The sequence below is a fragment of the Rhodothermus bifroesti genome (genome assembly GCF_017908595.1).
Classification (GTDB): domain Bacteria; phylum Bacteroidota; class Rhodothermia; order Rhodothermales; family Rhodothermaceae; genus Rhodothermus; species Rhodothermus bifroesti.
The window spans coordinates 563,744-588,722 of the sequence record NZ_JAGKTL010000002.1 but is presented as its reverse complement, the minus strand read 5'-3'; the positions used below and the strand labels follow the sequence as shown (position 1 = coordinate 588,722).

Genomic DNA, 24,979 nt, shown 5'->3' with positions numbered 1-24,979 from the left:
GCCGTGGTACGTTTTTTAATCACAACTTGTCACTTAATCCGTTATTGCAATGGAAAAAATTTTAGTCACTGGGGGAGCTGGTTTTATTGGCTCCCATGTCGCGGAAGCACTTTTAAAACAAGGCCATATTGTGCACATTTTAGACAACCTTTCTTCAGGGAGGGAAGAAAACGTCCCAGAGGGAGCTGTCTTGCATCGCTTGGACGTGCGCGATGCTGCAGTTTTTACCTTATTTGCTCAGGAGCGCTATACGGTTTTGGTGCATCATGCAGCTCAGATGGACGTGCGGCGATCGGTTGCTGATCCTAAGTTTGATGCCGATGTGAACATCATGGGTTTACTCAACCTGATGGAGGCTGGGCGTCAAAACGGCCTGCGTAAGGTCATTTTTGCCTCGACAGGGGGAGCGATCTACGGCGAACCAGATTACGTACCCCAAGACGAAGATCATCCCGTACGGCCGCTTTCACCTTACGGTATTACCAAGCTTGCTTCAGAGAAATACCTTTACTTTTATGAGCAGCAGTACGGCGTTTCTTATGTGGCGCTGCGCTATGCAAATGTGTATGGACCGCGGCAGAACCCGCATGGTGAGGCCGGCGTGGTAGCCATCTTTACGCAGCGTATGCTGGAGGGGCGGCAGCCCGTCATTAACGGTTCTGGAGAGCAAACGCGGGATTTTGTGTATGTAGGCGATGTGGTTGCAGCCAATTTGGCTGCCTTGGCTTATGAGGGTTCGGGAGTGTTTAATATCGGTACCGGTATTGAAACCAGCATCAATGAACTTTTCCGTCTGATTCGAGACCTTATTGATCCTGCTGTACCAGAGGTGCATGGTGAGGCAAAGCCTGGGGAACAGCAGCGAAGCGTGCTGGGCTACGCACGCGCACAAGCGGTTTTGGGATGGCGTCCTCAGGTATCTTTGCGCGAAGGGCTGCAGCGCACTGTAGCGTGGTTTCAGGCACGCGTGGCTGTCTAGGGTTATTGGAGAATGTTTCGCGTCCGCCTTGCTGCGTTTGAAGGGCCACTGGACCTCTTGCTGTATTTCATCCGGCGGGATGAGCTGGATTTATTTGATATTCCCATAGCCCAGATTGCAGATGAATTTTTGGCGTACGTGCGGCTTATGGAAGAGCTGGACTTGGACGGGGTGAGTGATTTTTTGTACATGGCTGCCGTACTGCTTGAAATCAAAGCCCGCTGGCTGTTGCCTCGCCCAGTGCCTGAGGAAGCAGCCTCTCCTGATGTACAGGAGGATCCAAGGCAGGAATTGGTCGATCGCCTGCTGCGTTATTTGCAATACAAAGCTGCTGCTGAACGGCTTGCGACTTATGCTGAGGAGCGGGCACGCCACTATACGCGTGGGCAAGCGGCTGCACCTACTGAACTCATGAGCTTATCGCCAGTGCCACTGGCACCCGTCTCTGTTACGGCTTTATTAGAAGCCGTTAAGGCCTTATTGGCGCGCCGCACCATCGTACCGATGCATGCGGTGCGGCGTGAGGTTTACAGCGTAGAGCTGCAGCAGCGTTACCTAATGGCGCGTTTGCGTGAAGCCGATCGGTGGTCCTTTTGGGAGTTGGCTAAAGGGCATCCTCGAGGATGGGTGATTGCTACGTTTTTGGCTGTGCTGGAGCTAGCGCGTTTAGGCAAACTCCGCATTGAAATGGGAGAGCACGTAGAGGACTTTACAGTCAAATCGGTGAGGGAAGATGTCCTTTCATGAGGAAAATCAGGCACTCATGCAAGCGGTAGAAGCGGTGCTGTTTGTAGCCGATGAACCGCTTTCCGCTTCTCAACTTGTTGCTCTCTGGAGAGAGGCTTTTGATGTATCGATAACGGAAGCAGACGTTGAAGCGGCCATTGCCGCGCTCAATGCGACTTATGAGGCAACGGGGCGGGTGTTTCGCATTTACACGTGGGCTGGAGGTTATCGGTTGGCTACCATTCCGTCAATAACTCCGTTATTGCAACTTTACAAAAAACCAGAAAAAGTCAAACTTACCCAACCTCTCCTAGAAACCCTAGCCATCATTGCTTATCGCCAACCCATCACAAAACCCGAAATCGACCATCTGCGAGGCGTAGATGCAGAGCACGCCCTGAATCGACTCCAAGAGCTAGAACTGATCCAAGTAGTAGGCCGAAGTGATACCATCGGTAGACCCTTACTTTATGGCACCACCCAGCGCTTTCTGGAGCACTTCGGCCTGCCTAGTCTGCAACAACTACCTCCTTTGCCCAGCATTGAAGCTTTAAGCGCGGATCCACAAATACGCCAAGAACAACTCCGCGCACTTTTAGACAGCCTAGATGGTGAACACTCGGGCACTCTCTAAGATGCCAGTCGTTTATTGCGGCAAATCCATCCATATGCGCCATGACACCGCAGCCGCCTTCTGGCTTCATTCGGCTCAACCGCTATTTGGCACGTGCCGGTGTATGCTCCTCCCGGCGTGCTGCAGACGTACTCATTGCCAGCGGCCAAGTGCGTGTCAATGGGAAAGTTGCCTCTTTAGGCGCCCGCATTGGACCTAACGATGTCGTTGAAGTCAATGGAAGGCGCGTAGTACCTCAGACAGAAGCGCTATACATTTTGCTCCATAAGCCCCACGACACTATTACCACCTGCCACGACGAGCGGGGCCGCAAAACTGTCCTTGATTGCCTCACGTTACCTCCAGAGCAAAAGCAGGGACTATTCCCTGTAGGGCGACTGGACCGAAACACCACTGGTGTCCTGCTACTGACCAACGATGGTGAGTTGGCATATCGCCTGATGCATCCTCGCTATCGCATCGAAAAAATTTACGTAGCCCGAACAGCCAGACCTGTTACACCACACGAAGTAACTTTACTTCGCAAAGGCGTGCTGCTTGAAGATGGTTTAGCACGCGCAGAGCGCGTTTCCGTTAACCCAGCTGATCCCCACGAAATTGCTCTAATGCTCTATGAAGGCCGCAACCGACAAGTGCGGCGCATGCTAGAAGCCTTAGGCCATGAGGTGGTGCACTTAAAGCGTACGCACTATGCCGGGCTCACCACACAAGGTGTACGTCCAGGTAAATGGCGCCGCCTTAGTGCTGACGAAGTACGCCGATTATACCGCATGGTAGGCCTTGTCCCCCCAAAAGTCTTCAAACCGCTACCCAACCATGGAACCGCAGACACACATTAGTTCTGAGGCATACCCTGAGCATATTGCCTGGAAATTCATCGGAGAGGGCTTAACCTACGATGATGTGCTTTTGGTACCCCGCCGCTCCGCGGTAATGCCCCGAGAAGTTTCGACCACGACTTGGCTCACCCGCAACATCCGGCTCAACATTCCGCTGGTCTCGGCAGCTATGGATACGGTTACCGAGTCAGAAATGGCTATTGCCATTGCCCGTGAGGGCGGCGTGGGCGTACTCCACAAAAACATGACCATTGAGCGCCAAGCGGCAGAAGTCCGACGCGTCAAACGCTCGGAAAGCGGCATGATCATGGACCCGATCACGCTGCACCCAGAGCACACCGTCGCCGATGCACGACGCCTGATGGCCCGTTACGCCATCGGCGGTATTCCTATTGTAGACGACAATGGTCACCTGGTCGGCATTGTGACCAATCGCGACCTGCGTTTTCAGGTCGATAGCCAGCGCCCATTGCGCGAAGTGATGACCTCCCAAGGACTCATTACCGCCCCTGTAGGTACCACGCTTGAAGAAGCTGAGCGCATTTTAGAAGCCAACAAGATCGAAAAACTGCCTGTTGTTGACGCCCAAGGACGCCTAAAAGGACTCATCACATTCAAGGATATTGAAAAAAAGCGCCAGTATCCCAATGCTTGTAAGGATGCGCACGGACGGCTGCGCGTAGGTGCTGCTGTCGGGGTGACTTCCGATGTATTGGATCGCGTAGCTGCACTGGTAGAAGCGGGCGTAGACTTTGTCACCGTAGATACCGCCCATGGCCACTCAGAGGGTGTCTTGCGCACAGTTGAACTTATCAAATCGCACTTTGAGAACTTGGACGTTATCGCTGGAAATGTCGCTACTGCTGAGGGCACGCGGGACCTGATTGCAGCAGGTGCTGATGCGGTAAAGGTAGGCATTGGCCCCGGGTCTATTTGTACTACACGGGTTGTGACTGGTGTAGGCGTACCGCAACTTACAGCGATCCTGCTTTGCGCTGCCGAAGCACGCGCGCGTGGGGTTCCCGTGATTGCCGACGGCGGGATCAAACACACAGGCGACATTCCTAAAGCCTTGGCTGCAGGAGCTTCCAGCGTAATGATTGGCAGTTTGTTTGCCGCTGTTGAAGAAAGTCCAGGCGAGACAATCATCTATGAAGGACGTAAGTACAAAAGCTATCGGGGGATGGGCTCGCTGGGAGCCATGGCTGCAGGCAGCAAAGATCGGTACTTCCAAGATGCTGAAGATGAACTAGCTAAGCTCGTGCCTGAAGGCATTGAAGGCCGTGTGCCTTATAGCGGCCGCCTGAGCGAAGTGGTCTATCAAATGATCGGTGGATTGCGTGCGGCTATGGGCTACTGTGGATGCGCTACTATTGACGAGCTCTACGAAAAAGCACGTTTTGTGCGCATCACGCCTGCAGGAATTCGCGAAAGCCACCCCCACGACATCTACATTACTAAAGAGGCGCCAAACTACACGTTACGTACCTATTGATGTACCACGCTCGCATCGCCTCGCTACAAGCCCGTCTGGCCTTTGAAGGGGGAGACGCTGTGCTTCTTTCCCACCTGCCTGATATCCGCTGGGCATGCGGATTTACTGGTTCTAATGGAATGCTCCTTGTACGTCTTCAAGATGCTCATTTTCTTACTGATGGTCGCTACGCAACCCAAGCCCATGCTGAGGTCCAAGGGGCACATTGCCACATCTCAGGCCCCGATCTGATCGGGCATGCTACAGCCACTGGGCTGTTTGACAACGTGCACCGGGTGATTTTTCAAGCCGACCATCTAAGCTTTGCCGCACTGCAAAGCTTCCAAGAGAAACTACCGCATGTGGCCTGGATCCCACGCTCTGGATGGCTTAATGAACTCAAGGCCGTTAAAGATGCTGCAGCACTAAAAGCCATCCGACAAGCCCAAGCAATCTCAGAAACTGTATTTGAGGAAGTACTCGCACTCATCACCCCTGGCATTTCGGAGCAAGAGCTGGCCGCGGAGATCGTCTATCGGCACTTGCGCCGTGGTGCTGAACGCATGGCTTTCGAGCCTATTGTTGCCTCTGGACCCAACAGTGCTCTTCCGCATGCCCGGCCAACAAAGCGACGCTTACGCCGAGGAGATGTTGTTGTGCTGGACTTTGGCTGCTATGTCGATGGCTATGCCTCCGACATGACGCGTACGGTCGTTTTAGGTCCTGTGCAAGATGAGGTTGCGCACGTCTACCAGTGCGTTGCTGCGGCCCAAGAAGCTGCGTTAGCGAAGGCTCGTGCAGGCATTTCGGCGGCTGAACTAGACCAAGCTGCCCGGGCTGCGCTTAAAGCCGCTGGCTTGGAGAAGTATTTTACGCATAGCCTTGGGCACGGCGTAGGCCTAGAGGTACACGAATGGCCGCGCATTGCTGCACAAAATGAAGCCGCACTCCCTTCTGGTGTCGTAATTACAATCGAGCCTGGCGTTTATCTTCCAGAACGTTTTGGCGTGCGCCTTGAGGATCTTATCGTGCTTACACCAGAAGGCTACCTGAACCTCACACATGTTCCTAAAACCCTCTATGTGCTGTAACCATGCCTCGGGTGCTTGTCATTGCCTACTATTTTCCACCTATGGGGCTTAGCGGCGTGCAGCGCGTTGCCAAATTTGTCAAATACCTACCGCACTACGGTTGGCAGCCTACGGTTTTAACAGTTTGGCCTGGGAAATACTTTGCCTACGATGAGGCGCTGCTACACGAGGTCGAAACGGCCGGTGTAGAAATCGTGCGTACCTCTTCGCTAGATCCGCTACGCTTGCTTGCCCGACGTCCTACACGGCTCGAGATGCCCTCCGAGGTGCTACGCCGCTATTGGATGCGCTTGAGTGGTTGGCTGTTTGTACCCGACAACAAAATTGGCTGGCTCCTGCCAGCGCTACGAGCTGGTGAGAAGCTCCTTCGGATGCGTCCGTTTGACGCTATTTTTGCTTCTAGCCCTCCGCCTACAGCCTTGCTCATTGGGGCACGTTTACAACAGAAAAGCCATCTACCGCTTGTGGTGGACTACCGAGACGACTGGCTAGGCAATCCACGCCAGTTCTTCCCTACGGGCTGGCATCGACGACTTCACGCTAAGCTGGAACGCTACGTCCTGCACCGAGCTAGCTGCGTTATCACCATCAATGCAACCCTTGCCCAGCAGCTTGGCGCACGGCTTCCCAGAGGTAAACGTACGCCTATTGTTATTCCACATGGCTTTGACCCGGAAGATTTTGAAAACCACCCCGCCTCCTCATCCAACAGCAAGGAGCGCTTACGGCTGCTCTATGCGGGGGTCTTTTACGATGCACAGCAGCCGGACGACTTTCTTCGGGGACTAGCCCAATGGCTACACCATCAGCCCGAAGCGCGCAGGCATGTTGAAGCCATTTTTGTTGGTCTGTTTCCTCCCCATGTGCCGCAGTGCATTACGCAGCTCGGCTTAGGTGACGTTGTACGGCTAGAAGGATACCGTTCGCACCCAGAAACCATCGCAGCCCTCAAAACAGCCGATGTGCTTTGGATGACGGTAGGGGAGCAGCCCGGGGCTGCCAGCATTTCGACTAGCAAACTGTTTGAGTATATCGGTACCCGAAAACCCATTTTAGCTTTGGTACCAGAGGGCGAGGCGCGAACAGTTCTTGAAGCCTACGGGGCGGCCTACCTAACCTCCCCACACGACGTGTCGGCAATTGCGCAGGCACTCGCGCGCATCTATGCTGACTGGAAGACCCAACGCCTGCCTCAAGGCAAAGCCGAAGTGGTTCGCCGCTACGATCGGCGTCTGCTGGCTGGCCAACTGGCTGAGGTATTGACAATGGTATGCCAGCGCAACGCAACGCGCCATGCAGCTTCAGTGGCACATTCCGAGTGATTTAAAGGCAATGGCCTGCATACTGGAAACGCTAGAGCAGGCCGCCTATCGATGGACAAACGACGCCGCTTTGGTGAACCGCTTGGTACTGGCAGCCAGCGAAGCTATCACCAATGCAATGCGTCACGGGAACCGTATGGATCCCACAAAGCAAGTTCATATTGTACTAGATGCTTTAGATCCTCATGTGCTTGAACTTTGCGTAGAAGACGAAGGGGATGGGTTTGACCGATCGCGCGTACCCTCCTATAATCCAGAGGATAAAGAAATGCTTCTTCAACCCGGAGGGCGGGGCCTTTTTCTAATGGAAAAGTTGGCAGATCAAGTTATCTATGAAGCCAGCGGTCGGCGCGTGCGCATGCGATTTTGGCGCACGGGCTAATCTTCAAGCAAGATCCACTCAAACGAAAAACGCCGAAACCAAGCAAGCTGGCGCTTAGCATAACGTCGCGTATTGCGCTGAATCAGCGCACGCATGGTTGCATATGGATAGACTCCTTTGAGATAGGGTATCACTTCCGCATAGCCAATCGTGCGTAGCGCTTCTAGCGTGGGATCATACCCAGCCTGAAGCAGGGACTCCACTTCTTGGACCAGGCCAGCTTCAAGCATGGCATCCACCCGACGGTTAATGCGCTCGTAAAGCACAGATCGTTCGCGGTAGAGCACAATTGTCCGAAAAGCGTACGGCGGGCGTCGGTGGTTTTGATAATAGGCTGTAATAGGACGGCCTGTGCCGTGGTACACTTCTAAGGCCCGTAGCACCCGCTGCGTTTTGGAGGGATCCAGCCGCTGCGCTGCTTGTGGATCGACCTGAACCAGCTCACGATAAAGCCGTTCAGGCCCTTCCCGGGCAAGCCGCTCTTGAAGCCACTGACGTACGGATGGGTCTATATCGGGAATTTCAGCCAATCCAAACTGTAAGGCTTCAAGATACAGGGTTGAGCCCCCTACAACCAAGGGAATGCGTCCCCGTTCAAGGATTGCAGCCATGCGGGCCCAAGCTTCAAAGGCAAAGTGCCCTGCAGAAAACGGCTCGCCTAAATCGCGCTCGTTAATAAAGTGGTGTGGCACGCGGGCTAGTGCCTCTGGGTCTGGCTTGGCTGTGCCGATGTTCAGCTGGCGGTAAACCTGCCGGCTGTCGGCAGAGATAATTTCGGCCCCAAGCGTTTCAGCCAACGCCAAGCTAAGGGCGGTTTTACCCACGGCGGTGGGTCCCGCCAGAATCAAAAACGTGCCTTCCGCTGCATGTTCTGCCTGCCAACAGGCAAGGGTTTGAACCAGCTCGTGCACCACAGGCATAGTCCTTAGGGGATTTTTTTCTTTGGAATTGACTTGCATTCCGGTGCATATTTTTTATAATTACTTAAAAAGCATAGACGTTTGGAAGCGATTGCATGGGACTGGCTGGTGGGATGCCATGGAATGGGTATATCAGGCCATAGGGATTTTTCTGGCCCTAATGCCGATGGTCTTGGGCACACTGCTGTGGCGTTTTTTCTGGAAAAACAATAATGATTCTGGCTCGTCGCAAGATCCGCCCTCGGGAGGAGATCCGTGGCGGCGGCCTGTACCGCCTTCACCACGTTTTCAGGGAGATCGTGGACCGCGACCCCGTTCTTTAGACCCAACACCGCCGCATATTTTGGCACGACGGCAACCCTAGCCTATGGTCTATGGGTGGGCAATTCAATCCGGATAAAATCAGCAGCACTTGAAGCCAGTCGGTCCCGTTGATGGATATAGCGCAACGTTGTGGCAATATGCCGGTGGCGGGCATGGGCCTGCACCTGTTCTAGTGAAGCCCCAGCTTCTAGCGCTAACGTGCATCCTGTGTGCCGTAGCGTGTGGGCGCCAATACGTGGCAGGCCAGCCTGCAGGGCTGCTTGTGCAACGATGCGATAAATAGAATGTGGTGTTAGACGTTGACCATAGTTACGGCGGCTTAGACTACGCCACAGCGGTCCTTGCGTAATGCCGTAGTGGCTTTTCATGGTTTCAATGGCGTCAATAACGGCATCAGGCACTTTGACGAACTGGTGTGCACCACCTTTGGTTTGCGGCAACTCTAGTACCCAGTAAGCGCCTAAGCGTCGCAGATGCTCTACATCCATAGCAGCGGCTTCGCTGCGACGCAACGTGCAAAAGATCAATGTTAGGATGAGTGCATAATCACGCAGTCCGGTTTGGGGATCTAGGCTAGCTGCTTCCAGGAGCCGTGCAGCTTCGTCAGTTGTCAGGTAAAGGACACTGCGACTGGTTGTATGAATCGGCCGCAGGCGGCGTACCAGCTGGCGGTGTGCGGGATTGTGCGATAAGGCGCCCAGAGCGACCAGCCAGTCGAAAAAGCCCCGTAAGGCGGCCAGCCGTCGGTGCAGCGTGGCCGGCTTATGGCCTTGGGCCTCGAGGGCTTGTAAGTAGCGGTTAACCTCTACGAACGTGGTGCGTGCGGCTAGCTCAAGCGTGATCTGAGGCGTACCAAAGAAATCGACCAGGTCGTTTCGATAAGCACGTCGCGTATGTGGGCGATCGAAACGCTCTAGGTAGAGCGCCAATAGATTCACGTTGCCGGAAGGTGTTTGGGGTAGTGGCGCTGGTAAGGGTTCAAGCGATCGGGTCATGTGTACAGGTTAGGTAGGTTATTTTTTATGTTTGATAATAATACTTATCAAACATAAAAGCAATCTTTCACAAAAAAATGCCCCAAATCTTTTACACTTCTTAAGCCCTACTTTGGGGAACTTTTATTGCCTATCTAGGGAATCACCTTAGCAACCGTTTACGGCAATCGGAGGCTTCGGCTATGGCCCAGCGCATTCGACGAGAGAAAAAAGACAAAGTCACTATCTACGACGTGGCTCGCGAAGCCGGCGTGGCAATCTCAACCGTCTCACGCGTACTCAACAACTCCAGCGATGTGTCTGACGAAACGCGCCAGCGCGTGCTGCGTGCCATCGAGAAGCTGCAGTTTCGCCCAGACCGAACGGCCCGTACGCTGGCGCAAAAGAAAACCCGCGTGTTGGCCGTTGCGGTTACCTCATTTACCACGCCCTTTCATAACGAAATCCTGAAAGGCGTCCGTACTGCCTTAGAAAACGTCGATGCAGATCTGCTGCTCAGCGACCTGGGCTCTAAACACCCACAACAGAAATTATTGAACTTCCTGCGGCGCGGCGCTGTCGACGGTTTGCTGCTGATCGGCCTACCTGCCGATGAAAAGCTTACGCTAGAGCTGCGCGCCTTGCATGCCCCTGTGGTCATGGTAGGCTATCATCATACCGACTTTGATTGTTTTTACTGGGACGACCGCACCGGTGCCCGAATTGCGGTGCAGCACCTTATTGCCTGTGGTCATCGCCGGATTGGCATGATTCGTTCGCATACCGAAGGGAGCCTGCAGCTTGATCGCATTGCAGGCTACCGTGAGGCCCTTGAAGCAGCTGGTATTCCCTATGAACCAGAACTGGTTCGTGCAGGTAAGACCGAAAAACACGCGGGCTTTAGTGAAGAAGCAGGCTACGAGGCTATGCAGGAGTTACTGGCCATTACGCCCCGTGTTACTGCCGTCTTTGCCAGCAGTGATGTGCAAGCGCTCGGCGCTTGGAAAGCCCTGCGTGAAGCCGGTTTGCGTGTAGGCGAAGACGTAGCTTTGGTAGGCTACGACGATATTAAAATTAGCGAGTACATCGGCCTTTCAAGCGTTTCGCAGAACATGCACACGGTCGGCAAAGAATCTGCCCGGCTGCTGGTTGAACGCGTAGAAGGCATTCGTCAAGACCCCCCTCTGGAAGTCTTGATTGTTCCACAACTCAAAATCCGCTACACCAGCGACTGCAGCCAACGCACATGATCGACAACGCGCTGCTCAAAGCACAGCTTGGACGTACGCTGCGACAGACCCACCTCAAGGCCTTGGGCCCGCCCTATCGGGGTAAAGTGCGTGACGTGTACACCATCGATGGCCTACTGGTACTGATCACTACAGACCGGATCTCGGCCTTCGATCATGTGCTACGGCAAACCATACCCTTTAAGGGGCAGGTGCTCAACCAGTTGGCTGCCTATTTTTTCCGACATACAGCCGACGTGGTCCCCAACCACGTCGTCGCTGTACCTGACCCGAACGTAACGGTAGCCCGTCGGTGCCGGCCTATTCCTGTTGAGTTTGTCGTACGCGGCTATTTGGCGGGCCATGCTTGGCGTTTGTATCAGAGTGGTCTCCGGCAACTTTGCGGCAAGCGCTTGCCGGAAGGCCTGGTGCAAAACGAACGCCTCCCTCAGCCGATCCTAACGCCAACCACCAAGGCCTCTGAAGGCCATGACGAAGACATCAGTCGAGAGGAGATCCTGGCGCGCGGCTGGTTAGACGCAGAGACCTTCGACCAGCTCGAACAATTGGCGCTGAAGTTGTTTCAGCGGGGTACAGAGATGGCCGCACGCCGCGGCCTGATTCTGGTGGATACCAAGTACGAGTTTGGAGTGGATGAGGAAGGAACGCTACGGCTTATCGATGAGGTGCATACGCCAGACTCCTCCCGCTACTTTTATGCAGAGGAATACGAAGAGCGGCTACGTAAAGGATTGCCGCAACGGCAGCTTTCTAAAGAATTTGTACGGGAGTGGCTGATGGCCCAAGGGTTTATGGGAAAGCCAGGACAGGTGCTCCCAGACCTTCCCGATGAGGTTCGCCTTGAAATTGCACAACGCTACATTTTGCTCTACGAAGAGCTCACAGGAGAAACGTTTGTGCCCGACCTCCATCCTGACCCTGAAGCCCGTATTGAAGAAAATCTCAAGCAACTTGAAGGGCTTCAGCTTAGCTGGTAATGTTCAGGGCGCCGGTCAGCAAACAAGTCGTTGTGCTGCGTAATACGCCGGTTGCGGGCTTCGGCAGGATGAATCTCGACCACCTCTACGGCGTCGCCTACCTTAGGTGCCTGAGCTAAAATCCTGCCCATGGGATCACAAATAAGGCTTTGGCCAATGAAGCTCAGGGTTTCTCTGCCGTTAGATTCGCTACCATAGCGATTGGCTGTAATTGTAAAAACATGGTTTTCAAGCGCACGAATGGGCATCGCTCGCGGGCAATCCGGGCGGACCAGGTTGGCAGGATGGGCAATAACATCCGCGCCTTGTAAGGCCAACGTCCGCGCAGCTTCTGGAAAGTACCAGTCAAAGCAGATCATAACCCCTAATTTATAAGTCTCTCCACTGCGGTCGGTTACGGTAAAGACCGGAAAGCCCAAATTACCTGCCTGAAAGTGAAGTTTTTCCTCATAGAAGAGGTGCACCTTGCGATAATGGCCGATATAACCTCTAGGGCCTACCACAACGGCACTGTTGTAGTACTGCGCCCCATCGCGCTCTGGGAGTCCAGCAACCAGAATAGCCCCCGTGCGTTGGCTAAGTGTAGTAAGCCAAGCGGTTGTAGGACCGTCGGGGATGGATTCTGCCGCGGCATGGGCCTCTTCAGAGGAAGTAAAAAAGTATCCAGTAAGACACAGCTCAGGAAGCACGAGCAAATCCGCCTCGATACCTTCAAGAAGTGCAGCAAGCACTTGGCGATTGGTTTCCATCTGCAAAAAGGCTGGGCAGTACTGCACAAAGCCGACGCGCATACGAGGCTTCTAGGACTTAGATTCTGGGATTCCCTCTTCAACCCAAACCTGATGGCCGTTGGAGAGGGTCTCACGTTTCCAAATCGGCACTTGACGTTTTAGCGCATCAATAAGATAGCGGCAGGCCTCAAAAGCTTCTGCGCGGTGTGGCGTAGCTACGCCGACAAGGACGCTTATCTCGGCGGGAGGCACTTCGCCTAGTCGATGCCAAAGGCATAGCCGACGTACTGGCCAACGACGAAAGGCTTCGTCCGACAAGCGCCCCATTTCAGCCAAAGCCATCGGTTCATAGGCCTCGTAGTGCAGGGCAAGCGTTTCCCGGTCTTCGGTCCACCGCCGCGTTGTCCCTAAAAACAGCGCCAATCCCCCTGCTTCAGGCGTTTGTAAAAACGACACAGCATCAGTAACCGGGAGCGGAGCACTTAAAAGTCGTATCCAAATCGTTTCAGTTAACCGTTCCATCTAAAACCCTTTTCCCTTTGTTCGCGTGCGCATCCGTAAAAGCTGATCGGTAGCCGTAATATAGAGGCTATGGCCGTCGTCTCCAAAAGCACAGTTGGCTGCAGCCCGATCTAGGCGGATCGTTCCCAGATGCTCACCGTTGGGCGTTAGGATTAAAATGCCCCCTGGTCCGGTAGCAAAAAGATTTCCCTGTGCATCGATGGCCATCCCATCGGGAAGTCCAGGACGGTTTTCCTTCATAAGCGGCCGCGCATCAAATAACATGCGTCCGCTTATGACGTTTCCGGCTGCATCAAGCTGGTAAGCGTACCAGCGTGGCGCTTCCGGATCTGAACGCGAAACGTACAAAGTGCGTTCATCTGGCGACAAGGCAATGCCGTTAGGGAAGTGCAAGGAGTCGATTAGTAGCGTTAGAGTACCATTGGGATCTAAACGGTAAACGCCATGGAACGGCAATTCTTTCCGTGGAGAATGGTCTAATCCATCCAGACCATAAGGCGGATCCGTAAAAAACAGCACGCCGTCATGGCGGAAGACCAGATCATTGGGACTGTTAAGACGTCGACCTTGATACTGATGTGCCAATGCTGTTTTGGTGAACTGCTCTGGGTTGAGCCGGCTGATTTGCCGCAGGCCATGATCGGCCATAACCAATGTTCCTTTTGGATCTAAGGCTAGCCCATTAACACCAAGCTCGCGTCCTGGAGGCTGGTCGCCAGCAGCATAACCGGCAGGTCGAAGGTAAACCGCAAGTCCGTGCTGCTCTTTCCAGCGATAGACGGTATTCCGGGGAATATCGGAAAAAAGCAGCGCGCTATCTTGAGCTACCCAGACTGGACCCTCTGCCCAAAGAAACCCTTCGGCCAAGACTTCAACCAATACCTGAGGATCCAGCAGCGCGTCCAACCGGTCGTCCATGCGTTCTATGGAAGCTGTTGCACGACGTAAGGTCGGTGAACTGGCCGGCTGGTTGCAGGCACTAAAGAGTACCAGTAAGGCCAAAAGCAGTAATCGAACCATAGGCGCGATTAACCTCCACTAACAGGAGTGATGAGAGCTATTTCGTCGCCTTCAGCCAAGAAGGTCGACTCAGGGACATACGTATGATTTACGGCAAGGCGGATGACAGACCGGTAAGCAGCAACTTCCGGAAATCGAGACGTCAGGTAATCCAGCAAATGCCCACCCGTAGCTGGTGCTGGGAGTGCAATTTCTAGCATATCTTGCCCTAAGCGCTCTTTAAGTACGCTAAAAAGGTAAACGCGAAGGTGTAGAAAAGCTTTTTGCATAGGCCCGATGTTAACGAAAGCGAATCACGCGTACGGGATCAATTCGGGCAGCGATTCGTGCTGGAATATACGCAGCCAAACCGCAAAGAAGCACCGTTAGCACCCCTACCATTAGAAAATCCCATGCGCGTGGTGCTACAGGAGCCGTAGCCATGTAGTAGGCTTCCGCGGGAAGTGGAATCAAGCCAAAATGTTGTTGTAAAACGGCTATGCTTAAAGCCAGCACCTCGCCTAGGAGGGTTCCGCTAAGGCCAATAAGTACTCCTAAGCATAAAAAGAGGCGTTGTAGCATTGTGGCAGAAGCGCCCATGCTGGCCATAATGCCAATTTCTTGGCTTTTTTCTAGGATGACCATGAGTAGAACGGCCAGCATGTTAAAAGCAGCCACAATCACGATGATGCTGATTACGAGAGGGATAATGCTTTCCTGCAAGTGCACCCAGGCAAAAAGGTTGCGAAAAACCTCATAGATCGTGCGCGCAATAACCGGTAGTCCAAATTCAGTCTCGATAGCATCGGCAATGCTTCGGGCTTGTCGTACGTCAGTAAGCGTCAGGTCAAAGCGGGTAACTTCATCAGTGCCATAGGCCAGAAGCAGGCGTGCAGCTTCTATAGAAGTGAATACATAAAGACGGTCAAAGTCGGTTAGTAGTGTTTCGTATAAGCCAGCTACATAAAATTGGCGTAGCCTAGGGATAGGCCGTAAGCCAGAAAACTGACGCAGCGAAAACAAAGTTACCAGATCACCAACCTGCACGCCAAGCTGTTCGGCCAACGCGCGTCCTAATACAAGTCCGTAGCGACCTGCTGCGTCGGGCGTAAATGTTGCGCTGCCAGCAATTAGATGGCGCTCTAGATATTCCGGTAACGATGGGCTACCCCAAAGCGCTACCCCATCAATGGCGCGCGCGCTGGAGCGTAGCAGAACGAATTCCTGCACTACGGGTCTAACGGAGACCACACCGGGCAGACGAGTAAGCGCTGCGGCCATCCAAGCAGCATCGCTTAGCGGAGCATCCCGTAGGTTTTCGACTTGGACGTGCGCGCCAAAGCCTGTGATTTTTTCTTCGATGGCCTGACTGAAACCATGCGCAATGGACAAGGCTAGAAGCAAAGCCGCTACCCCTACAGCAACGCCGCCTACAGCGACGTAGGTAATAAACCGTAAAAAGCGGCGTCCTTCCTCCCGTCCCTGTGCTCCCCGGAGGTAGCGTAGCGCGACAAACAATTCAAAAGAAAGCATACGGTTCATAGCCTGCAATGGCTTGGTAAGATAGAACGCTTAGCTAAGCCCTAGGGATCACGCTGAGGGAAACTTCCTAAAGCCTCTTGGATAAGTCTCTCCCTCCAGAGAAACATTCCGACGGTTCGGTGTGGTATCGACGCTTAAAGCACAACTGTCGCGTTACCTGAAACGGGCCTATGTGCCTTATTCGCATCATCCTGAGGCGGCGTTGGTGTTGCTGTCAGACGGTTATTGGATCCCCGGCGTACGCGTAGAAAATGCGTCGTTTTCTTTGACAATTCCGGCATTGCAGAACGCACTTACTACAGCAGTGGCACTAGGACGCCGAGATGTGGTGGCGGTTCTGCTTTCTGAGCCCTTAGACTTAAGCATGCAAGCCTTGCTTGAAGGATTTCAAGATGGACTGTTTTCTTCCCGTTTTAGCATGGAAAACGACCAGTTTTTGATGGCCACCTCCTGTTCCAAGCTGCCGACGCCTCAAGGTGAACTTTCGCCGTTTTGGGCGAAGCAGATTAGCGATGCTACCGCAGGCATTCAAGAGGCACGCCAGGTAGCTGCACGTGCCCACGCGCCAGTGTCTTTGTTCCCTGTGGGTTGTCTATTGCAGCTTGAGGCAGGTTGGTGTATTCCAGGGGTTAATGTAGAGCATCCAGATTGGACACGCACGCTATGTGCTGAACGAAATGCTATTGGTACGGCTTTAAGCTATGGGTATAACTCTGATCAATGGCGTGCGCTCTACCTTTCCTGCGTGCGGGATGTTGCACGTACTACACCCTGTGGAGCTTGTCGGCAGGTTCTTGTAGAGCACAGTCCCGAATTACAGATATGGCAGGACCGACAATTGGTGCCTGAGATGCTTTCTGCGGCTTCTTTGCTTCCTGGTTTTTTTGTGTTGCAATAACAGAAATTATGCTATCAACCTTAACCCCTTTGTGGCTGGTCCTATTAGGACTAGCAGCTTTGGCCTGGGCCATCTGGAGCTATCGCCAAACCCCAGGCCTTACCCGCAACCAACAGCGCTTGCTCACCACGCTGCGTGCTACTACCCTACTCTTACTTATTGCTTTGCTGACCGACCCAGTCTGGCCACTTCAAAAACGTCAACAAACACCCCCTGCACTGGCTATATTGTTTGACAACAGCGCTAGCATCCCCCTTGCTGCCCGCGATAGCACCATCGCTCAAACCCTTCAAAGACAGTTTCCCTGGACCGCTTTAAAAGAGGCCCAAACCCATCTTTATTACTTTGGCAGCACCCTTAAGCCAGCCAATCCAGAACACCTTGCCGATTCGCTCGATTTTCAGCAGCCCCGCACTAACATCACCCAAGCACTTCAAGAGGTATTTCAACGCCATCCCCGACTCAACGCCATCATCTTACTCACCGATGGCCAGTACAACGAAGGTCCCTCTCCACTCCATTGGGCTACACAACAAAGCATACCGATCTTCACCATAGCCATCGGCGATACCACCCGTCCCCGAGATGTACGCATCGATCGCGTCGAAACCAATACGCTAACCTATATACACACGCCCTTACCCATAACCGCCTATCTCCAAAGCAATGGGTTTGCAGGCACTACGCTTACCATAACGCTACAAGCCAACGGCCGCTTTGTCGCCCAGCACCAACACACACTGACGCTACCCCAAGAGCAGGCTTCGGTTTCTTTTGAGTATACACCAGAAACCCCAGGCTGGCATCGCATTGAAGTACACGTCGAGGCACTTGAAGGAGAGTTTACAAGTCGCAATAACAGCTATAGTATGCTCATCCGCGTCCTTGACCGAAAACGCCAAATCCTGCTTCTAGCTGCAGCCCCTGAACCTGATCTGGCCAATCTGCAGCGTATCCTTGGGGGCAATGCCGACCTGAACATCACAACCCGTATTCAACGCGATGGACAACGTTTCTACGGTGGCCCTCTCCCGGATACGCTAGAACGCTTTGACCTCCTCTTGTTCGCTGGCTACCCCGGACGCAACGCCGATCTCCGCCACATAACACGCTTGCGTCAGGCCATAGAGCAACGCCCCTTCTTGCTACTTCTAAGCCCCCAAACCGACCTGTCGCGCTTGGAAGCCTGGGCGGACCTGTTACCAGCACAACCTACCCAAACCGTACCTGGTCTTACGGAAATCACCTTTAAACTCCGCGGCGAAGCCCAAAACCATCCTATCTTTACACTCCCTGACGTACTGCTCGCACGCCAAAATCAGCTCCCCCCACTCCAAACCCTTCGGGCTACCTGGCAACCTAAACCCGATACCCGATTACTTGCCATTGGCCAAACCCCTGAAGGCCAGGAGCAACCGCTGTTTCTTGTCCAAGAACGCAGCGGCCGACGAGCTGCGCTGTGGCTGGGCAGCGGCACCTGGCGCTGGAGTAACCTGCCCGAAAACCTTTCTCCCCTCCATACCCTCTGGGAAGAGCTGCTCCTGAACACAATTGAGTGGCTTACAGCCCCCGTTGAAGACCGCCTGGTGCGCGTCTGGCCTGAACGGGAAACCTTCGGCGCAGGCGAACCCGTGCGCCTACTCGGAGAGGTCTACGACGAACGCTTGCTGCCTGTAAGTGATGCCGAGCTGCACGTAACCGTATGGGATGCCGATAGTACCCGTTATCCCTTCCGCATGGAGGCCGTCGGCAATGGCCGCTACCGCCTAGAAACCCTAACCCTACCCGAAGGCCTGTACTTTTATCAAGCTATTGCCACCCGAACAGACCGTGAGCTAGGCCGAGATCAAGGACATTTTTCCATAGGCCTATCCACAGTAGAGTTTCAAACGCCCTGGGCCGACCACAATTTGCTACGGCAACTCGCTCGCCGCACAGGCGGACAAATGCTTACGCTGCAAACACTACCCACGCTGGCCGAACAGTTGCACGCAGCAGGTCTGCTGCAACCCACCGAGACCATCCAACTGGCCGATTGGCGCCCCCGTACCCAATGGCCTTTTTTGGCTGTTTTAATCCTGCTCCTTACCGCAGAATGGGTTCTGCGTAAACGATTCGGAGTTGTTTAAGCACGCCTTAGCTCTATTGCGACGATCTTTGCTTTAGCACACAGGATCACCTAAGTACCTGCAATCCCAGCGCAATGGGACGCCAATAGTACCTTCCGCATGGAGTCGGCAAATAAAACCTGCCCTAGTTTATAAAGCTTAATGTTGCGTTTCTATTAAAGTGAGGCGGTTTTTTGCGTTGCAATAACGGAATAAAAATGCTCCGTGCGCTCTGTGTGCTCTTAGGGCTCTATCCCTTATCCCTCCACGCACAGCTCATAGAAAGCTTTGATGACGGGGACTTCTTAAACCACCCTTCTTGGCAAGGTACAACCGCTTACTGGACCATCGACTTTCAAAACAACAACCCCTTCCTCCGCACCCAGGGCCCCTCAGCTGCTGATACCTTGTTTCTAAGCACCCCCTCTCAGGTTTGCTGGGGCGTCTGGCAACTCACCTTTTACTACGAAAATGTCAACTTCAGCAATTTCAATGGATTCCGCATCTACCTCATGTCCGATACCGCCGATCTACTCGCACCCCTCCGAGGCTATTTTGTACAGCTGGGGACCAACAATAGCGACGAAATACGCCTGTATCGCCAAGACGGCGATCCTGCCACACGCCGCATTTTGCTTGGCCGAAGCAACCCCCTCTTAACCGAAACCCAAGGCAAGCACACGCTGCGTATCCTTCGCAGCGAAACTGGCCACTGGACAGTCTCTTTAGACGGCCAAGTGCTTTTCGAAGCCCAAGATGCCACCTATTGGCATAGCCGCTTTTTTGGCCTATGGGTTAAGCATACAGCCACTACGGCCCAAAACTATGGCTTTGATGACCTGCTTGTGGCTGGCGAACGCGAACGCCCCGACCGCACCCCACCCCGTATCCTTTCAGCCCTGTATCGGCAACAACTTCGCGCATTTGTGCTCCACTTCTCTGAAGCTATGGATACCACGCGCCTAGCGGACGATGCCTTTTTCGTCGAGCGCCTAGGCTTTCCTGAATCCCAACGCTGGAGCGGTGATCCTTTAGGCCAGGTTGTGCAGCTGATCTTTACCGACATTCCACCCTCGGGGATCTACACCCTCTATGCGCGCAGCTTATATGATCTAGCAGGCAACCCGCTAGGCGACACCTCCTTGACTGTGGTTGCTCGCACCGACACGCAACCGCCCCGCCTGCGAGAAGCCTATCCCGTAAACAGCCAGCAGCTAAACGTCCATTTCGACGAACCGGTTTACGGCTGCGATCCTGCGCACTACCAGATTGCGCCCCCACAAACAATCGCTACTATCCTAGATTGTCCCTCCTCACCCCGACCCGACTACACGCTGCAGCTCGCTTTCCCCCTAACCGCCGGCGAAACCTATCGCCTACAACTTACGCACATTGCCGATACTGTTGGCAATCTGCTTACAGGCGTTACCTACGCGTTTACCTTCCCTGGCGATGCCCAACCCATCGCGCCAGGTGATGTGGTCTTAAACGAAGTACTTTACGCCCCCACTGAAGACGCTACAGAGTTTTTCGAGCTCTACAACCGTTCCCCCCATGCCATTGACCTGCAGCAGCTGCAATGGTACGACACCCGGAGACAGCCTATCCCACTAAGTCAGCGCCCTTTTCTTGTTGGTCCAGAAGCTTACGTGGTTATTGCCCAAGACACTGCGCTGCTGGAGCGCGCTTTTGGCCCGATAGCCTACAGGGTTCAGCCCCCAAGTTGGTCCGCGCTGAATAACGACGGTGACGCTGTGGTATTGGTCCGAGCCGACAAGGTAGTTATCGATAGCATGGCCTATACCGCGGTTATGGGTAAGCCTGGATACTCACTGGAACGCCGCGACCCCGGACTTCCAGCTACAATACCTGAAAATTGGGCCCCTTCGGATGCTCCAGAAAGAGCTACACCCGGTCGCGTCAACAGCCGCTACGAACCCGACCTCCGTGCTCCTTTACTACTTTTTGCCGCGGTTCGAGATAGCACAACGGTGGTCCTTACGGTCGATGAACCCCTCCATCCAAGCGCAGTGCATCCAGATGCTTTTGAGCTCGACGACGGCACGCGCCCAGTCGATGCTATCTGGCAAGCCGAACAGCAGCAGATTGTGCTACGCTTTGCCGCGCAACTGCGTCAGCGTCACCTCACTGCACGCCAACTTTGCGACCTTAAGAACCAATGTAGGGCCACAGCAACACGTCCTTTGGCCTATCCCCCCGCTCCGGGTTCCCTCATCATCAACGAAATCCTCTACGCTCCGCGTGCCAACCCCTATGATGGCTATCCGGACCAACCCGAATATCTCGAATTGCTCAACCGCGCCGCTTATTATCTTGACCTTGAAGGCCTCTACTGGACCAATCGGCCTAACGAACTAGGGCGTGCCGACACGTTTTACCTACCCGCACGCTTTCAGGCCTTAGCTCCAGACAGTTTGGCGCTTGTTTTCAGTGTGCCCACCAGTAGCGACCCTTTGGTGTTCCTAGACGAAGCATTTCCCGGAACAACGCAGCAGCCCGGCACGGTCTGGCTACCGATGCGCCGCAGCAGCTTAAGCCTGCGTAATGAAGGCGACGTGGTACACTTACGCTACCGAGCGCATACACTCGATGCTGTAGCGTATGCACCCTCTTGGCATCAAAAAGGGATACGAGACGCTACAGGCCTGGCCCTAGAACGCCTCTTGCCCGATGGTCCCTCTAATGACCCAACCAACTGGACCACGAGTCCAGATCCTTCAGGCGGTACGCCCGGTCGGCCAAATGCAGCGCAGGTGCAACGCACCCAGTGGCCTACGCAAACACCTGAGCTTTGGATTACGCCTTCGCCCTTCTCTCCAGACGGAGATGGCACGGACGATGTAACCATTTTGCACTTTCGACTACCAGCAACAGGAACCGTTGCGCAAGCGCAGATTTTTGATAGCTATGGCCGACGGGTACGCACCTTAGGACCTATTGTGGCCGGTGCCGAAGGCATGCTCCTTTGGGATGGACGAGACCAGGAAGGGCGCGAATTGCCTATAGGCTTATACGTTGTGCTTTTTGAGGCTTTAGATGCTCGTGGAGGCCGCTTGCTGACGCGTAAGGCACCGGTGGTTTTAGCACGCCCACTCCACTAGCCTAACGGAACAGCAGACACCCCTTCACGTTCACAAAGCAGTTGCAATCACGTAAATCCTAATCTGGAGTTATGAGCACCACAACGCTCCAAGCACCGGTGCAGCTTACAGCGCGTGCGGCGCAGGAGATTCGCAAAATTATGCAGACAAAGCAAATCCCAGAGGGCTATGGGCTCCGGGTTGGCGTGCGCGGAGGGGGTTGCTCTGGCATGAGCTACCTACTGGGGTTTGACCGTAAGCGCGACTACGACTTGGAGTTCGAAGTAGCGGGCATTACCATTTACATGGATCGTCGCCATGGGTTATACCTTATGGGCACGACGATCGATTATCATGACGGGCTTAATGCACGCGGTTTTGTATTTAATAACCCTAATGCGACGCAAACTTGCGGCTGCGGCTCCAGCTTTGCGGTTTGAGCTGCCCCCCAACCAGCTTCCGGCGCGGGGTGGGTAGGCGCCGCCCCGCGTTTTTCGTTGGAACTGGGGAAAATCGCTTCGGTTAACAGCTTTGGGTCAGCGCTAAAACAGCTGACCAGCTTTGCGACAGCCTGCAGCTAAGCTTATAGGGCTGCCACCAAGCACATATTCGGAAGTTAGCATGGAAGGAAACTTCTCCAACCGAGTTCGCGACGTAATCTCCTATAGCCGGGAGGAAGCCATCCGGCTAGGACACGACTACATCGGAACGGAACATCTATTGCTAGGCATTATCCGCGAGGGCGAAGGGATCGCTGTGCAGATCCTCCGCAACCTCGGATGCGACCTATTAAAACTTAAAAAAGCTATTGAAGATGCGGTGCGCAGCACCAGCGGTCCAGCTACCGTCGTAGGCAACTTGCCGCTGACGAAGCAGGCCGAAAAGGTGCTCAAAATTACTTACCTGGAAGCTAAACTCTACAAAAGTGACGTTATCGGAACCGAACACCTGCTGCTGAGCTTACTCCGAGATGAGGAAAACATTGCCGCCCAAATTCTGCAGCAGGGTTTTTCCATAACATACGACGCCGTGCGGGCCGAGCTGGACGCGATTCTTAGCGGAAAGGCCTCTGCCCGCACCAGCGGTAGTCGCTCTTCCTCTGGATATGGCCGGGAGTATACGAAAATGGAAAAGAGCAAAACCCCCGTGCTGGACAACTTCGGCCGCGATCTAACCAAGCTGGCCGAAGAAGGCAAGCTGGATCCCGTCATCGGACGGGAACGCGAGATCGAGCGCGTGGCCCAAGTCCTTAGCCGCCGAAAGAAAAATAATCCCGTGCTGATTGGCGACCCCGGCGTGGGCAAGACGGCCATCGTAGAAGGGCTAGCCATGCGCATTGTCCAGCGTAAAGTGAGCCGCGTGCTCTACGACAAACGCATCGTCTCACTCGACTTGGCTGCCCTGGTGGCTGGAACCAAATACCGCGGCCAATTCGAGGAGCGGATGAAGGCCGTTATGAACGAGCTTGAGAAAAACCCTGACGTCATCCTCTTCATCGACGAGCTGCATACCATCGTCGGTGCTGGCGGGGCCTCAGGCTCGCTCGACGCCTCCAACATGTTCAAGCCCGCCTTGGCCCGCGGGGAAATCCAGTGCATCGGCGCCACTACCTTGGACGAATACCGACAGTATATTGAAAAAGACGGGGCGCTGGATCGCCGCTTCCAGAAAATCATGGTCGACCCTTCAACGCCAGAAGAGACGGTCGAAATCCTACGCAAAATCAAGGACCGCTACGAAGAGCACCATAACGTCCGCTACACCGATGAAGCCATCGAAATGTGCGTTAAGCTCTCAGAGCGGTACATTACCGATCGTTTCTTGCCTGACAAAGCCATCGACGTGATGGACGAAGCCGGGGCCCGCGTGCACCTCAAAAACATCCGCGTACCTAAGGAAATCGTTGAACTTGAAGAAGAAATTGAGCGCGTGCGCGAAGAAAAAAATCGCGTGGTCAAAAGCCAGCGCTTTGAAGAAGCAGCCCGGCTACGCGACCGTGAAAAGAAGCTGCTGGAAGAGCTAGAAGAAGCCAAGCGGATCTGGGAAGAGCGCATTCAGCACGAAGTGCACGAGGTCACAGCCCAAGACATCGCCGAAGTCGTGGCCATGATGACGGGCATCCCCGTCGACAAGATCACCGAGCCCGAGCAGAAAAAGCTGCTGCGCATGGAAGAAGCGCTCAAAAGCCGGGTTATCGGCCAAGACGAGGCCATCTCCAAGCTGTCGCGGGCCATCCGACGCACGCGTGCCGGCCTAAAAGACCCTAAGCGACCAATCGGCTCTTTCATCTTCCTGGGACCTACGGGCGTAGGGAAGACAGAGCTGGCCAAGGCGCTGACAGCTTACCTGTTCGACTCCGAAGACGCGCTCATTCGTATCGACATGAGCGAGTACATGGAGAAATTTTCCGTCAGCCGCCTTATTGGAGCTCCACCTGGCTACGTAGGCTATGAGGAAGGTGGACAACTTACCGAAAAAGTGCGCCGGAAACCCTACTCGGTCGTGCTGCTCGATGAAATCGAAAAAGCCCACCCTGACGTGTTTAACATCCTCCTGCAGGTGCTCGACGATGGCATTCTGACCGACGGCCTGGGCCGGCGCGTTGATTTTCGGAATACCATCATCATCATGACCTCAAATATTGGAGCTCGGGAAATCAAAAACCTGGGCAAAGGCATCGGCTTTACGCAAAGCGAGCAGTCCTTTAACTACCAAGCCATGAAATCTACCGTTGAAGATGCCCTCAAGCGCGTCTTCAACCCCGAGTTCCTCAACCGCATCGACGACGTGATCGTCTTCCAACCGCTGGAAAAACAGCATATTTATCAGATCATCGACCTGATGGTTGCCGATTTGCTCAAACGGGCAGGCGACTTAGGCATTCAGGTTGAGTTTTCTCAAGCTGCCCGAGACTTTCTGGTCGATAAAGGCTACGATCCGCAGTTTGGCGCACGGCCCCTGCGCCGAGCTATCCAAAAGTATGTAGAAGACCCCCTGGCAGAAGCCATCCTCAGCAATACGATCAAAGAAGGTGACCGCGTCTTGATCCATTACGACGAATCGGTTAAGCCCGGCGAGCTGATCTTTGAAGCACGTCCAGCAACCGAGGCGTCGGCACCTTCAGAAAAACCCGAAGCTGCACCCGAGGGGACTCCAGAATAAACTCAACTTCAAACTCCCTATGGC

23 protein-coding genes are annotated in these 24,979 nt (G+C 54.1%); 16 read left to right on the top strand and 7 right to left on the bottom strand.

From position 1 onward, the window contains the following. Positions 1–49: 49 nt before the first annotated feature. Genes J8E65_RS06310 through J8E65_RS06275 form a run of 8 tightly spaced genes read left to right on the top strand, consistent with a single transcriptional unit; the run spans position 50 to position 7,447 of the window. Entirely contained in the window at positions 50–979 is a 930-nt protein-coding gene (locus J8E65_RS06310; protein WP_210374792.1) for an NAD-dependent epimerase/dehydratase family protein, read from the top strand. 12 nt (positions 980–991) lie between these two features. Next, entirely contained in the window at positions 992–1,726 is a 735-nt protein-coding gene (locus J8E65_RS06305; protein ID WP_210374791.1) for a segregation and condensation protein A, read from the top strand. Beyond that, complete coding sequence (gene scpB / locus J8E65_RS06300; protein WP_210374790.1) at positions 1,713–2,339, top strand: SMC-Scp complex subunit ScpB; 627 nt, start codon at positions 1,713–1,715, stop codon at positions 2,337–2,339. Before J8E65_RS06305 ends, scpB begins: the two co-directional genes overlap by 14 nt. A 41-nt stretch (positions 2,340–2,380) precedes the next feature. Next, entirely contained in the window at positions 2,381–3,178 is a 798-nt protein-coding gene (locus J8E65_RS06295) for a pseudouridine synthase (protein WP_210374789.1), read from the top strand. After that, the gene (guaB, locus tag J8E65_RS06290; RefSeq protein WP_210374788.1) at positions 3,156–4,673 is read left to right on the top strand and encodes an IMP dehydrogenase; all 1,518 of its coding nucleotides are present in this window, start codon (positions 3,156–3,158) and stop codon (positions 4,671–4,673) included. The genes J8E65_RS06295 and guaB overlap by 23 nt, the downstream gene beginning before the upstream one ends. Then, positions 4,673–5,743 (top strand): M24 family metallopeptidase, encoded by a 1,071-nt coding sequence (locus J8E65_RS06285; protein ID WP_210374787.1) that lies wholly within the window; start codon positions 4,673–4,675, stop codon positions 5,741–5,743. The genes guaB and J8E65_RS06285 overlap by 1 nt, the downstream gene beginning before the upstream one ends. A 2-nt stretch (positions 5,744–5,745) precedes the next feature. After that, positions 5,746–7,065 carry a glycosyltransferase family 4 protein gene (locus J8E65_RS06280; protein ID WP_210374786.1) on the top strand — a complete coding sequence of 440 codons (1,320 nt, stop codon included), beginning with the start codon at positions 5,746–5,748 and terminating at the stop codon, positions 7,063–7,065. A 10-nt stretch (positions 7,066–7,075) separates the two neighbouring features. Further along, positions 7,076–7,447, top strand: a complete 372-nt coding sequence (locus tag J8E65_RS06275; RefSeq protein WP_237181707.1) for an ATP-binding protein — start codon at positions 7,076–7,078, stop codon at positions 7,445–7,447. On the opposite strand, the gene miaA is transcribed toward J8E65_RS06275, so the two are convergent. Further along, positions 7,444–8,367, bottom strand: coding sequence for a tRNA (adenosine(37)-N6)-dimethylallyltransferase MiaA (gene miaA / locus J8E65_RS06270; protein WP_210374784.1), 924 nt, complete (start codon positions 8,365–8,367; stop codon positions 7,444–7,446). The two genes, J8E65_RS06275 and miaA, sit on opposite strands and share 4 nt — an antisense overlap. A gap of 118 nt (positions 8,368–8,485) precedes the next feature. Here miaA and J8E65_RS06265 point away from each other — a divergent pair, with 118 nt between their 5' ends. After that, positions 8,486–8,731 carry a hypothetical protein gene (locus tag J8E65_RS06265; protein ID WP_210374783.1) on the top strand — a complete coding sequence of 82 codons (246 nt, stop codon included), beginning with the start codon at positions 8,486–8,488 and terminating at the stop codon, positions 8,729–8,731. A 1-nt stretch (position 8,732) separates the two neighbouring features. Here J8E65_RS06265 and J8E65_RS06260 read toward each other — a convergent pair whose 3' ends face one another. Continuing rightward, positions 8,733–9,686: a tyrosine-type recombinase/integrase gene (locus J8E65_RS06260; protein ID WP_210374782.1), complete on the bottom strand. Its 954-nt coding sequence runs from the start codon at positions 9,684–9,686 to the stop codon at positions 8,733–8,735. A gap of 182 nt (positions 9,687–9,868) precedes the next feature. On the opposite strand from J8E65_RS06260, the gene J8E65_RS06255 reads away from it, so the two are divergent. Both J8E65_RS06255 and J8E65_RS06250 read left to right on the top strand, forming a co-directional pair. Next, a complete protein-coding gene (locus J8E65_RS06255; protein ID WP_210374781.1) occupies positions 9,869–10,915 on the top strand; it encodes a LacI family DNA-binding transcriptional regulator in 1,047 nt (348 codons plus the stop codon). After that, positions 10,912–11,892, top strand: a complete 981-nt coding sequence (locus J8E65_RS06250) for a phosphoribosylaminoimidazolesuccinocarboxamide synthase (RefSeq protein ID WP_210374780.1) — start codon at positions 10,912–10,914, stop codon at positions 11,890–11,892. The genes J8E65_RS06255 and J8E65_RS06250 overlap by 4 nt, the downstream gene beginning before the upstream one ends. Here the strand turns inward: J8E65_RS06250 and J8E65_RS06245 are convergent. The 5 genes from J8E65_RS06245 to J8E65_RS06225 are packed head-to-tail and all read right to left on the bottom strand — an operon-like array spanning position 11,877 to position 15,686. Then, positions 11,877–12,683 (bottom strand): nitrilase-related carbon-nitrogen hydrolase, encoded by an 807-nt coding sequence (locus J8E65_RS06245; RefSeq protein ID WP_210374779.1) that lies wholly within the window; start codon positions 12,681–12,683, stop codon positions 11,877–11,879. The two genes, J8E65_RS06250 and J8E65_RS06245, sit on opposite strands and share 16 nt — an antisense overlap. Before the next feature lie 9 nt (positions 12,684–12,692). Then, entirely contained in the window at positions 12,693–13,145 is a 453-nt protein-coding gene (locus J8E65_RS06240) for a molybdenum cofactor biosynthesis protein MoaE (protein ID WP_210374778.1), read from the bottom strand. Further along, complete coding sequence (locus tag J8E65_RS06235; RefSeq protein ID WP_210374777.1) at positions 13,146–14,165, bottom strand: SMP-30/gluconolactonase/LRE family protein; 1,020 nt, start codon at positions 14,163–14,165, stop codon at positions 13,146–13,148. It abuts the gene before it with no gap. Positions 14,166–14,173: 8 nt separating this feature from the next. Continuing rightward, positions 14,174–14,434: a MoaD/ThiS family protein gene (locus tag J8E65_RS06230; protein WP_210374776.1), complete on the bottom strand. Its 261-nt coding sequence runs from the start codon at positions 14,432–14,434 to the stop codon at positions 14,174–14,176. A 10-nt stretch (positions 14,435–14,444) separates the two neighbouring features. Further along, the gene (locus J8E65_RS06225) at positions 14,445–15,686 is read right to left on the bottom strand and encodes an ABC transporter permease (RefSeq protein WP_210374775.1); all 1,242 of its coding nucleotides are present in this window, start codon (positions 15,684–15,686) and stop codon (positions 14,445–14,447) included. A gap of 121 nt (positions 15,687–15,807) precedes the next feature. Here J8E65_RS06225 and J8E65_RS06220 point away from each other — a divergent pair, with 121 nt between their 5' ends. From J8E65_RS06220 to J8E65_RS06200, 5 genes are all read left to right on the top strand, one after another. Beyond that, positions 15,808–16,584 carry a cytidine deaminase gene (locus tag J8E65_RS06220; RefSeq protein ID WP_210374774.1) on the top strand — a complete coding sequence of 259 codons (777 nt, stop codon included), beginning with the start codon at positions 15,808–15,810 and terminating at the stop codon, positions 16,582–16,584. A 29-nt stretch (positions 16,585–16,613) separates the two neighbouring features. Continuing rightward, positions 16,614–18,713 carry a vWA domain-containing protein gene (locus tag J8E65_RS06215; protein ID WP_237181706.1) on the top strand — a complete coding sequence of 700 codons (2,100 nt, stop codon included), beginning with the start codon at positions 16,614–16,616 and terminating at the stop codon, positions 18,711–18,713. A 197-nt stretch (positions 18,714–18,910) separates the two neighbouring features. Next, on the top strand, positions 18,911–21,814 hold the full coding sequence (locus J8E65_RS06210) for a lamin tail domain-containing protein (RefSeq protein ID WP_210374772.1): 2,904 nt from the start codon (positions 18,911–18,913) through the stop codon (positions 21,812–21,814). A 71-nt stretch (positions 21,815–21,885) separates the two neighbouring features. Beyond that, positions 21,886–22,233: a HesB/IscA family protein gene (locus J8E65_RS06205; RefSeq protein WP_210374771.1), complete on the top strand. Its 348-nt coding sequence runs from the start codon at positions 21,886–21,888 to the stop codon at positions 22,231–22,233. Between the two features lie 181 nt (positions 22,234–22,414). Continuing rightward, positions 22,415–24,955, top strand: coding sequence for an ATP-dependent Clp protease ATP-binding subunit (locus J8E65_RS06200; RefSeq protein ID WP_210374770.1), 2,541 nt, complete (start codon positions 22,415–22,417; stop codon positions 24,953–24,955). Positions 24,956–24,979 lie beyond the last annotated feature (24 nt).